Here is a 10,898-nt window from a genome sequence, read left to right as displayed (position 1 = left end):
GTCCTGAAGGCGGCCGAGGCCGCCAAGGCCGCGCCCGCCGCCGCTGCTCCGGCCGCGTCGGCTCCCGCCGCGCCCGCTCCCGTCGAGGTCTCGCCGCTGCGCGGCACGACCCAGAAGATGTCGCGCCTGCGCAAGGTCATCGCCGAGCGCGCCGTCGCGTCGATGCAGGCGACCGCGCAGCTCACCACCGTGGTCGAGGTCGACGTGACCAAGCTCTCGGCGCTGCGCGACCGGGTCAAGGGCGACTTCCAGCAGAAGACCGGCGACAAGCTGTCCTTCCTGCCCTTCTTCGCCATCGCGGCCGTCGAGGCGCTCAAGGCGTTCCCGATCATCAACTCGACGGTCGAGGGCGACGAGATCGTCTACCCGGCCCACGAGAACGTGTCGATCGCGGTCGACACCGAGCGCGGTCTGCTGACCCCCGTGGTCAAGGATGCCGGCGACAAGAACATCGCCCAGCTCGCGCGCGAGATCGCCGATCTCGCCGCCCGCACGCGCGACAACAAGCTCAAGCCCGATGAGCTCGCCGGCGGCACGTTCACGCTGACCAACACGGGTTCGCGCGGCGCGCTGTTCGACACGCCCATCGTGTTCCTGCCCCAGTCGGCGATCCTCGGCCTCGGCGCCGTGGTCAAGAAGCCGGGCGTCGTCTCGGTGGACGGCAAGGATGCCATCTCGGTGCGCTCCTACGTCTACCTGGCGCTGTCGTACGACCACCGCATCATCGACGGCGCGGACGCCGCGCGCTTCCTCGGCGCGGTGAAGGCCCGCCTCGAGGCGGCTCAGTTCGAGGGCGACCTCGGCATCTGATCCCTCAGGGGTCCAGCTCATGATGGCTGGTCCGCGACCGTTCTGACGGCGCGGACCAGCCATCGGTCTTTCTGGCGGATCAAGGTGACGTACTGCGCTGCCTCATCCGTACCGACGCGGACGACCGCCACTCCCCCGAAATCGTCGAGAAGATCGATCTCGGCGTCCGCGGCCCCGGCCAGCAGGGGCTCGCGCGGGAAGGACGACTGCTCCTCGTACGAGCCCGCGCACGACGGACCTTCACCGCACGCGGCGAGTTCGGCGAAGAGCTGTCGCGCCGCGGTCACGACGTCGTCGGAGAGCGGCACGCGATCGTCGGCGGGAGCGGGCGACGGCGTATCGGGGCGCGCGGGTGCCACAGATGGCGTGGGGGCGGATGTGCCGGCGGCCGTCGTCCCTGCCGTCGGTGCGGAGGGGGCGTCGGATCCGGGAAGCAGGGAGGCGCCCACCACGATCACCGCGATGACCCCGGCGACCACGGTCCCGAGGCGCAGGGCACGCGAGGACCGCCAGCGCTCGATCACCCCGCGCCCCGCAGCGCGCACGCCGTCCGCCAGATCCGCGTCGATGAGCGCGAGGAGCGGCGAGGTCTCGTCATGTGCGCGCTCCGGAGCGGTCGGTGCGCGCGTCGCCTCGATGGGCGTCAAAGGCCCGAGGACGAGAGGGACGGGTTCGGCGTGAGCCAGCAACCGTCGTTCGACGGCATCCCATTCTCGAGGGGGCCTGGTTAGAACGCTCTCGCGGGCGCGGGTGAGGATGTCGCGGGTGGGCGGATCGTCGGAGACCTCGGCGGCCTGGGCGAGCGAGTCCGCGGTCGCCGCCACGGGGTCGGGTCCTGCGGCCTCTTCGACCGCGACCGGGCACCCGTCGGCGCGGAGCCACCAGCGGGTGGCGTCGAAGCGTCCCGTCGCGCGGCGGCATCCCCTCAGGAGTCCGACCGCCGCGGTCACGGCCTCGCCCGGGGTGAGCGCGCGAGCGCTTCGCGCGCGGCGATGCAGGTAGAGGTCGAGGGGTTCCACGAGGACGGCGGCGGCGGAGAGCGTCATCCCCCGATGATCCCGAGCGGGGCCGGGGACCGCCGGGCGGGGATCGGCATCCGTGGATGATCTTCCCCATCGGGCGGCGGGGGAGGAAGGGTCGGCCGCGAAGATAGAATCGTTCGCATGGCCGCTCGCACCACCACGCCCGAGAAGCGTCCGGGCTTCTTCTCGCAGCTGAAAACCCTGTACACCTTCACGCAGAAGGAGTACCGGTGGCTGCCGTTCCTGCTGGCGGGCATCGTGCTCGTGGGCATCGCCCTCGGCGTGCTCGTCGGGTTCCTGATCCCGCCGCTGGCGGTGTGGAGCATCATCCTCTGGGGCGTGACGGGCCTGCTCGCCGGCATCCTCGCCGCGATGATCACCATGACGCGTCTGTCGACGACGGCGATGTACAAGAAGATCGACGGCATGCCCGGCGCGACCGGACACGTCCTCTCCTCGTCGCTCGGCCGCAACTGGCAGGCATCCGAGGCGCCGATCGGCGTGAACCCGCGCACGCAGGAGGCGCTCTACCGCGCAATCGGTCGCGGAGGCGTCGTGCTCATCGGCGAGGGCAACCGCAGCCGCCTCACGCGCCTCGTCGGCGAGGAGCGCTCGCGCGTCCTGCGCGTGGCCGCGGGCGTGCCGGTCACGGTGCTCTACGTCGGCCACGGCGACGACGAGGTGCCGATCGCCAAGCTCGCGTCGACCATCAAGGCGCTGCCCAAGAAGGTGGACCGCGCGACGATGGCCGCCGTCATCAAGCGCGTGTCGTCGGTGTCGCAGGGCCTGTCGTCGCTGCCGATCCCCAAGGGCGTCGACCCGACCAAGATGCGCGCCCCGCGCCCGCGCTGATCTCTTCCCGAACCACGAAGGCCCCCGCACGGCGGGGGCCTTCGTCATGTCAGCTGCGGACGAGGATCGTCCCGACCGCCTTGTCGTGCAGGCCGCGCTGGTCGGCGTCGAAGACGACGGCGGGGATGATGAGGGCCAGGAGCACCGTCCGGACGATCGGCCTCCACAGGCCCACCCATCCCCCGGATGCCAGCTCGAGACGCATCCCCATCAGGCGGTGTCCCGGACTACCGCCGATGAGCGGGATGAAGAGGATCTGCACGGCGAAGAAGATGACGTTCGCCGCCACCGGGTTGGCGAAGGGGACGCCGGTCACCGGGTCGGGCGTGGAGAAGAACGCGAAACCGACCAGACCGGCACTCGCGACGTCGATCAGCAGGGCGGCGATCCGACGGCCCGGGCGCGCGATGGAGCCGCGACCCTCGCGGGGAAGGCCGAGCCGCTGGCCCGGATATTCGTTCTCGGCGGTCACGCTCACGGCATCCAGCGTAATCCGGGTCGCGTAACATGCCGGAAACATCCGAGATATGACGGGGACACCCGTTCTGAGTAGGGTCGAGGAGGCTGGCCGAGGCCGGCACGATCCCGAATGTTCTACCTCTGGAGTCTTCATGTTCAAAGATTCGTCCGAGGTGCTGAAGTTCATCCAGGACGAGGACGTCAAGTTCCTCGACATCCGTTTCACGGATCTTCCTGGTGTGCAGCAGCACTTCAACATCCCCGCCTCGACCGTCGACGAGGAGTTCTTCACCGTCGGCCAGCTCTTCGATGGCTCGTCGATCCGCGGGTTCGCGAACATCCACGAGTCGGACATGCAGCTCATCCCCGACGTGACCACCGCGTATGTCGACCAGTTCCGCGAGGCCAAGACCCTCGTGATGATCTTCGACATCTACAACCCGCGCAACGGTGAGATCTACTCGAAGGACCCGCGCCAGGTCGCCAAGAAGGCCGAGAAGTACCTCGCGTCCACCGGCATCGCCGACACCGCGTTCTTCGCCCCCGAGGCCGAGTTCTACATCTTCGACGACGTCCGCTACGAAGTGAAGCAGAACTCGAGCTTCTACTCGGTCGACTCCGAAGAGGGTGCCTGGAACACGGGCCGCGCCGAAGAGGGCGGAAACCTCGCCAACAAGACCCCTTACAAGGGTGGCTACTTCCCCGTCTCGCCCGTCGACAAGACGGCCGACCTGCGCGACGACATCACCCTCAAGCTGATCGAGGCGGGCTTCGTCCTGGAGCGCTCGCACCACGAGGTCGGCACCGGTGGTCAGCAGGAGATCAACTACCGCTTCGACACGATGGTCCACGCGGCGGACGACATCCTGAAGTTCAAGTACATCGTCAAGAACACCGCGGAAGAGTGGGGCAAGGTCGCCACCTTCATGCCGAAGCCGCTCTTCGGCGACAACGGTTCGGGTATGCACACGCACCAGTCGCTGTGGAACGACGGCAAGCCGCTGTTCTACGACGAGACCGGCTACGGCGGGCTCTCCGACATCGCCCGCTGGTACATCGGTGGTCTGCTGGCCCACGCCCCCGCGGTCCTCGCCTTCACCAACCCGACGCTCAACAGCTACCACCGTCTGGTGAAGGGCTTCGAGGCTCCCGTCAACCTGGTGTACTCGGCCGGTAACCGCTCCGCGGCCATCCGCATCCCCATCACGGGCAGCAACCCCAAGGCCAAGCGCATCGAGTTCCGTGCGCCCGACGCCTCGGGCAACCCGTACCTCGCGTTCGCCGCGCAGCTCATGGCTGGCCTCGACGGCATCAAGAACCGCATCGAGCCGCACGAGCCCGTCGACAAGGACCTCTACGAGCTCCCCGCCGAAGAGGCCAAGAACATCCCGCAGGTTCCCAACTCGCTGCTCGACTCGCTCGAGGCCCTGCGCGCCGACCATGAGTTCCTGCTCGCCGGTGGCGTCTTCACGCAGGAACTCATCGACACCTGGATCGAGTACAAGATCGAGAACGAGATTCAGCCGATCGCCCAGCGCCCGCACCCCTTCGAGTACGAGCTGTACTTCGGGGTCTGATCGCCGATCATCCACGACGAAGCCCGTCCCCGCCGTTTCGCGGGGGCGGGCTTCGCCGTTCTCCGGGGATCGACGGATGCCGGCTCCGCCGCGTCATCCCGCCGCGCGCGCCGCCCGTTTCTGCTCCTGGAACACCCGGATCGCCTCGTATCGTTCGGCCGACCGTGCCTGACGCTTGGCGGCCTCTTCCTCGCGCACCTTCGGTGGGGCGCTCGTCACGAGGTCGTCGAGCAGATCCCGAACGGATGCCGAGATCTCGGCCACGGCACGGTCGAACACCTCTTGGTTGACACGCGAGGGTTTCGTCGTACCCACGACCTTGCGCACGAACTGCAGCGCGGCGTCATGGCATTCGGCATCCGTCGCCGGCGGGGTGAAGTTGTGGAGCGGGACGATGTTGCGGCACATGCCCGACAGGCTAGGCCTGCGCCGCCCGGAGCGCGAGGGTCGGAATTGCCCAGACGACGAGCGGGGCCGGTGATCACCGGCGCTCACAACCCCGGGATCTCGACGAGACGGAACCAGCGGCCGGAGGGCTGCAGACGGGCGAGCGCGGGGAGGAAATGCGTGTCGCTGATGTGGCCGTCGAAGTCCACGGTCGACAGCCCCCGACGGGCGAGTACGTCCATCGAACGCCGTATGCATCCTTCGACCAGACGCTCACCCTCGGGCACGTCTCGAGCTGTGGTCTCGGCGACGATGAGCGGCGGTTCGCTGTCGAGGTAGGCGAGGGCGAGGGCGAGTACAGCGCCCCGGTCATCGACCGCGACGGCGGAGGCGTCGACGTCGACCTCATCCCACAGATCTTCGTTCAACGCGTCGGCGAAGTCCTCTCGCGTGGGGCTCCACGTTTCGTGCGTCCAGCTGTAGAGCGCCGCGTGCGCCGCCTCGACGCGCTCTCGAGGCACTCCGGAGAGGGGCTGCACGCGTACGTGGGAACGGAGGGCCGTTCGTCGGGCGAGCTCGACCCGTGCGGGCGGCACGATCTGCATCGTCGTCGCTCCCAACGCGTCCGCGAACTGCAGAGCCGGGTCGTCGACGTATCCGCGCGCCGTGAACGGGATGTCGCGGACGCGAAGTGACGAGAGGTGTCGGGCGAGAGCGGTGCCGATCCCTCGGCGACGGTGATCGGGGTGGACGACGATCTCGAGCCAGGCATGCGTGTCATGAACGCGGGATGTCCACATCGCGCCGGCCGCGGCCACCTCGCCCGCCTGTTCGACGACGGCCGAACGGGTCTCTTCGCCGCGCCACCGGTCGGCAGCGAGCCTGCGGTCCGCCCACCAGTCGGGGGCCGCGTCCAGATCGTCTTCGGTGAGAGCCCTGAAGTGCACTCCCCCATCGAATCAGGTCGGGCGCCGCCGGGCGGTCGCCGCTTCCCGGCATCCCCTCAGGTCAACCTCCCCCGCGATGTCGGAGGGGCACGGGAGGATGGAGCCATGCCCGAATCGCCCTACGCCTCGCGCCCCTGGTCGTCGTCGTACGCCGAGGGCGTGCCGCTCGAGATCGAGACGCCCTCGCAGACGCTCCCCGAGATGCTGGTCGCGAGCGTCGCGACGTACGGAAAGAAGACGGCCCTGGAGTTCTTCGGGGCGGTCACGACGTATCGCGAGCTGGGCGAGCAGGTGTCGCGCGCCGCCGAGGGACTGCGTCGCCTGGGAGTGCGGGCGGGCGATCGCGTGGCGCTGGTGCTGCCGAACTCGCCGCAGCACGTCGTCGCCTTCTACGCCGCGCTGCGCCTCGGTGCCATCGTCATCGAGCACAACCCGCTCTACACGCCGCGCGAACTGCGGCACCAGTTCGAAGACCACGGCGCGAAGTTCGCGATCGTGTGGGACAAGCTAGCCGACACCGTGGCCGAGTTCCCGTCCGACCTCGCGCTGCAGCACGTCGTCAGTGTCGACATCACCGCCGCCCTGCCCGTCGCCAAGCGGCTCGCTCTGCGCCTGCCGATCGCGAAGGCGCGCGAGGCGCGTGCGCAGCTCACCGCGACGCCCAGGTCGAAGCGTCCGCTGCCGTGGGCCAAGCTGCTGACCCGCGGTTCGCTCTCGCGCAAGCACCCCGGGCCCGCCCTGGGCGACATCGCGCTGCTGCAGTACACCAGCGGCACGACCGGCTCGCCCAAGGGAGCGGTGCTCACGCACGCGAATCTGCGCGCGAACGCGATGCAGGGTCGCGCGTGGGTGCCCGGTCTGCGCGACGGAGAAGAGACGTTCTACGGCGTCCTCCCCCTGTTCCACGCGTACGGTCTCACCCTCTGCCTCACCTTCGCGATGAGCATCGGCGCCCGGCTCGTGCTCTTCCCCAAGTACGATCTCGAGCTGGTCGCCGCCGCCGCCAAGAAGAGCCCACCGACCTTCCTGCCGGCGGTGCCCCCGATCTACGACCAGCTCGCACGGGCGGCGGCGCGGGGAACGCTCGATCTCACGAGCGTGCGCTTCGCCATCTCGGGCGCGATGAGCCTGCCCGTCGCCACCGTCGACCGTTGGGAGGCGGCGACCGGGGGGCTGCTGGTCGAGGGGTACGGCATGACCGAGTCCTCGCCCGTCGCGCTCGGCAACCCCATCGGCCCGTCACGTCGCCCCGGCACCGTCGGCGTGCCCTTCCCCAGCACCGACATCCGCGTCGTCGACCCCGAGAACCCGACGCACGACCTGCCCCTCGGCGAGGCCGGTGAGCTGCTGCTGCGCGGACCGCAGGTGTTCCAGGGGTATTGGAACCGACCCGCCGACACCGCCGAGACCCTCATCGACGGCGGGTGGCTGCGCACCGGCGACATCGCCTCGGTCTCGCCCGACGGGTTCGTCACGATCACCGACCGACTGAAAGAGATCATCATCACCGGCGGCTTCAACGTCTCGCCGAGCGAGGTCGAGGACGTCCTGGCCGCGCACCCCGACATCGTCGGTGCGGCCGTGGTGGCTCTTCCCAAGCCGCGCGGGGGCGAGGACGTCGCCGCCGCGATCGTGCTGCGCGAAGGTACGTCGATCGAGCCCGAGGCCGTGCGCGAGTTCTGCAAGAGCCGACTCGCGCCCTACAAGGTCCCGCGTCGGGTCATCGTGGTCGACGAGCTCCCGCGTTCGCTGATCGGCAAGGTCCTGCGTCGCGAGGTGCGCGAACGTCTGATGTCCTGACCGGAGACGAGAGCGGATGCCGGGGTCTCGGCATCCGCTCTCGTCACCCGTAGAAGAGCTTGTCGAAGACCCGGCGCGAGCGTCGGGTGGCGCCCAGGTAGTCCTCTTCGACCTGCGTCGCGGAACGCGGCGGGTACTCGAGGATGCGACCGATACCGTCGAGCCGTCCCCGGTCGACGGGGAGCACGTCACTGGTCTGACCCGACAGGAGCGTGTTCGCCGAGCGCAGGCGACTCGCCAGGTGCCAGGCGGCGGCGAGCTTGTCGGCCGCGTCGTGCTCGATCAGTCCGGCCTCGGCCGCGGCATCCAGAGCCCCCAACGTCGAGGTCGTGCGCATCGCCGGCACCTGCCGTGCGTGCTGCAACTGCAGCAGCTGCACCAGCCACTCGACGTCGCTGAGCGAGCCGGGGCCGAGCTTGAGGTGTCGGGCGGGATCGGCGCCCTGCGGCAGACGCTCGTTCTCGACACGCGCCTTGATGCGGCGGATCTCGCGCAGTCCGTTCTGGTCGGCCGAGACGGGATAGCGCACCTCGTCGGCAAGCTCCAGGAACGCGCGGATGAGCTTGACGCTCCCCGCGACCCCGCGGGCGCGCAGGAGCGCCTGCGCCTCCCACGACAGCGACCAGCGCCGGTAGTACTCCGCGTAGGCGTCGAGCGAACGCGCGAGGGGCCCGCTGCGTCCCTCGGGGCGCAGCTCGGCGTCGAGGTCGAGCGGCAGGCGGTGGTCCTCGGACTGCTCGCGCAGCCCCGCGACGAGCTTGAGGGCGAGGTGGCTCGCGCGTTGCGGGTCGAGGCCGTTGGCGCGATAGACGTACATCACGTCGGCATCCGAGCCGAAACCGATCTCGCGGCCGCCGAACCGGCCCATCGCGATGACCGCGAAGTCGAGGTCGTCGTCCTCGGGCGGAACCACGACGCGACGCACGGCGCGCAGCGTCGCCTGGATCGTGACCTCGGTGATGGTCGTCAGAGCGTCCGAGAGCTCCTCGAGCGACACGGTGCCCAAGACCGCCGCCATGGCGACGCGCAGCATCTCGCGACGGCGCAGCGCGCGCACCGAGCGCATCGCGCCGTCGATGTCGTCCCAGCGCGTCTGGATGGCGCGCGCCTCGTCCTCGAGCGCCTTGCCAGATCGCGGCCGCAGCAGCGCATCGTCGTCGAGCCACGCGACGGATTCGGGGATCCATTCCATCAGCTCGCCGATGTAACGCGAGCCGGACAGCACGCGGGTCAGGCTCTCGGCCGCCCCCGCCGAGTCGCGGAGCATCCGCAGGAACCACGGGGTGTTGCCCAGCCGCTCGCTGATGCGGCGGAACACCAGCAGCCCGTAGTCGGGATCGACGCCGTCCGCGAACCACCGGATCATCACGGGCATGAGGTGTCGCTGGATCGAGGCTTTGCGGCTCAGGCCGCTCGTGAGCGCGGCGATGTGCCGCAGCGCCCCCGCCGGATCGCGGAAGCCGATGGCCGCGAGTCGGTCGCGCGCCTGAGCGGTGGACAGCGTCCGCTCGCCCTCGGGCAGCGCCGCGACGGCCGAGAGCAGCGGGCGGTAGAACAGGCGCACGTGGATGTCGCGGACCTCGCGCTTGATGCCCTCCCACACCGCCTGGACTCCGGATGCGGAATCCGCCAGACGCGACGCACGCGCGAGCACGCGCAGGTCGTCGTCCTTCTCGGGCAGCAGCGCCGTGCGACGCAGCCCGCGCAGCTGCAGACGGTGCTCGAGCAGACGCAGGAGCCGGTAGTCGCGCGCGAAGGCCTCGGCCTCGGACCGACCGATGTAGCCTTCGGCGACCAGCGCGTCGAGCGCCTCGAGTGTGCCGCGCTGCCGGATGCGCTCGTCGCTCAGCCCGTGCACGAGCTGGAGCAGCTGCACGGTGAACTCGACATCTCGGATACCGCCGGGCCCGAGCTTGAGCTGACGGTTCACCTCGGACGCGGGGATGTGATCGGTGACGCGCTCGCGCATGCGCTGCACGCCCTCGACGAAGTTCTCACGTGCCGCGCTGTGCCAGACGAGCGGCTGGACGGCTGCTACGTACTCGGCGCCGAGCGTCGCATCTCCCGCGATCGCCCGCGCTTTGAGCAGAGCCTGGAACTCCCAGCTTTTCGCCCACCGGTCGTAGTACTGCCGGTGCGAGGCGAGACTGCGCACCAGCGCCCCCTGCTTTCCCTCGGGACGCAGGTTGGGGTCGACCTCCCAGAGGGGCGGCTCGATCTCGGCGCCCGAGATCCCCCGCATCGTCTGCACCGCGAGGCGGGTGCCGATGTCGATCGCGCGGGCCTCGGAGACGACCTCTTCGTCCGCCGACCCCCCGACGAAGATCACGTCGACGTCGCTGACGTAGTTGAGCTCGCGAGCCCCGGTCTTGCCCATCGCGATGATGGCGAACCGCGTCGCCGCGACCTGCTCGCGCGGGAACGTTCCCGGTCCCGGGGATGCCACGCGCGAGCGCGCGACGCTCAACGAGGCCTCGAGGGCCGCTCCGGCCAGATCGGCGAGCGAGGCCGAGACGACGTCGATCGCCGCCGCCGGGTCGTCCTGGCCGAGGTCGTACGCGGCGATGCGGGCCAGCAGGCGCCGGTACCGCACGCGCAGTGCGACCCAGGCGGCATCCGAGGAGTCCGTCGCGAAACCCTCGACGTCGCCGACGGAGTCGAGCAGTTCGGCGCGCATGGTCGGCTCGTCGGGCAGCGTGAGTCCCGCGCCCGAGAGGTGGACGAGTTCGTCGGGATGACGCAGGTAGAACTCGGCGAAGCCGTCGGAGGCGCCCACGACGTCCCACAGGGCACGCCACGCTCCGGCGTCCGCCGCCGCCGCACGGACCGCGGCCGGATCCCGGCGGGCGACCTGCAGGACGGCGAAGAGCGCGCGATCGGGGTCGGCCACGCGCTGCGCGAGCTGCATGGCATCCGCTCGACCGACGCCGACCGACTCCTCGAGCTCACCGAGCAGGGTGTCTGCTTCGGCGAGGCGCGAGAAGCCGGTGCGGGCGAGGGCGGTGAGCGCGGTGGAGCGGTCGCCCGAGGTCATCGGTCGGCCG

9 protein-coding genes are annotated in these 10,898 nt (G+C 70.0%); 4 read left to right on the top strand and 5 right to left on the bottom strand.

Annotation, left to right across the window (positions count from 1 at the left end):
- Positions 1–810, top strand: an 810-nt coding sequence (locus DBR36_RS18460; protein WP_258222840.1) for a 2-oxo acid dehydrogenase subunit E2, incomplete at its 5' end; no start/stop codon positions are given.
- 17 nt (positions 811–827) lie between these two features.
- Here the strand turns inward: DBR36_RS18460 and DBR36_RS13160 are convergent.
- A complete protein-coding gene (locus DBR36_RS13160) occupies positions 828–1,856 on the bottom strand; it encodes a hypothetical protein (RefSeq protein WP_108320092.1) in 1,029 nt (342 codons plus the stop codon).
- 117 nt (positions 1,857–1,973) lie between these two features.
- On the opposite strand from DBR36_RS13160, the gene DBR36_RS13155 reads away from it, so the two are divergent.
- Complete coding sequence (locus tag DBR36_RS13155) at positions 1,974–2,684, top strand: DUF4191 domain-containing protein (protein WP_108320090.1); 711 nt, start codon at positions 1,974–1,976, stop codon at positions 2,682–2,684.
- Positions 2,685–2,733: 49 nt separating this feature from the next.
- Here DBR36_RS13155 and DBR36_RS13150 read toward each other — a convergent pair whose 3' ends face one another.
- Entirely contained in the window at positions 2,734–3,162 is a 429-nt protein-coding gene (locus DBR36_RS13150) for an RDD family protein (RefSeq protein ID WP_375136081.1), read from the bottom strand.
- A 133-nt stretch (positions 3,163–3,295) separates the two neighbouring features.
- On the opposite strand from DBR36_RS13150, the gene glnA reads away from it, so the two are divergent.
- Positions 3,296–4,720 (top strand): type I glutamate--ammonia ligase, encoded by a 1,425-nt coding sequence (gene glnA / locus DBR36_RS13145; protein WP_108320086.1) that lies wholly within the window; start codon positions 3,296–3,298, stop codon positions 4,718–4,720.
- A gap of 93 nt (positions 4,721–4,813) precedes the next feature.
- On the opposite strand, the gene DBR36_RS13140 is transcribed toward glnA, so the two are convergent.
- Together DBR36_RS13140 and DBR36_RS13135 are read right to left on the bottom strand one after the other, a co-directional pair.
- Positions 4,814–5,128 (bottom strand): DUF2277 domain-containing protein, encoded by a 315-nt coding sequence (locus tag DBR36_RS13140; RefSeq protein WP_108320084.1) that lies wholly within the window; start codon positions 5,126–5,128, stop codon positions 4,814–4,816.
- A gap of 83 nt (positions 5,129–5,211) precedes the next feature.
- Positions 5,212–6,054: a GNAT family N-acetyltransferase gene (locus tag DBR36_RS13135; RefSeq protein WP_108320082.1), complete on the bottom strand. Its 843-nt coding sequence runs from the start codon at positions 6,052–6,054 to the stop codon at positions 5,212–5,214.
- Between the two features lie 105 nt (positions 6,055–6,159).
- On the opposite strand from DBR36_RS13135, the gene DBR36_RS13130 reads away from it, so the two are divergent.
- The gene (locus DBR36_RS13130) at positions 6,160–7,854 is read left to right on the top strand and encodes a long-chain-fatty-acid--CoA ligase (protein ID WP_108320080.1); all 1,695 of its coding nucleotides are present in this window, start codon (positions 6,160–6,162) and stop codon (positions 7,852–7,854) included.
- A gap of 43 nt (positions 7,855–7,897) precedes the next feature.
- On the opposite strand, the gene DBR36_RS13125 is transcribed toward DBR36_RS13130, so the two are convergent.
- Positions 7,898–10,888, bottom strand: a complete 2,991-nt coding sequence (locus DBR36_RS13125; RefSeq protein WP_108320078.1) for a bifunctional [glutamine synthetase] adenylyltransferase/[glutamine synthetase]-adenylyl-L-tyrosine phosphorylase — start codon at positions 10,886–10,888, stop codon at positions 7,898–7,900.
- Positions 10,889–10,898 lie beyond the last annotated feature (10 nt).

The organism is Microbacterium sp. HMWF026, assembly GCF_003061325.1.
Lineage (GTDB): Bacteria > Actinomycetota > Actinomycetes > Actinomycetales > Microbacteriaceae > Microbacterium > Microbacterium testaceum_E.
Note: the sequence above shows the minus strand (reverse complement) of the source record. Positions and strands in the feature narration are given on the sequence as shown.

Excerpts from the sequence above, each read along its gene's own strand:
- DBR36_RS13140 (WP_108320084.1), bottom strand. The coding sequence starts at position 5,128 with ATGTGCCGCAACATCGTCCCGCTCCACAACTTCACCCCGCCGGCGACG.
- glnA (WP_108320086.1), top strand. The coding sequence starts at position 3,296 with ATGTTCAAAGATTCGTCCGAGGTGCTGAAGTTCATCCAGGACGAGGAC.
- DBR36_RS13160 (WP_108320092.1), bottom strand. The coding sequence starts at position 1,856 with ATGACGCTCTCCGCCGCCGCCGTCCTCGTGGAACCCCTCGACCTCTAC.
- DBR36_RS13130 (WP_108320080.1), top strand. The coding sequence starts at position 6,160 with ATGCCCGAATCGCCCTACGCCTCGCGCCCCTGGTCGTCGTCGTACGCC.
- DBR36_RS13155 (WP_108320090.1), top strand. The coding sequence starts at position 1,974 with ATGGCCGCTCGCACCACCACGCCCGAGAAGCGTCCGGGCTTCTTCTCG.
- DBR36_RS13125 (WP_108320078.1), bottom strand. The coding sequence starts at position 10,888 with ATGACCTCGGGCGACCGCTCCACCGCGCTCACCGCCCTCGCCCGCACC.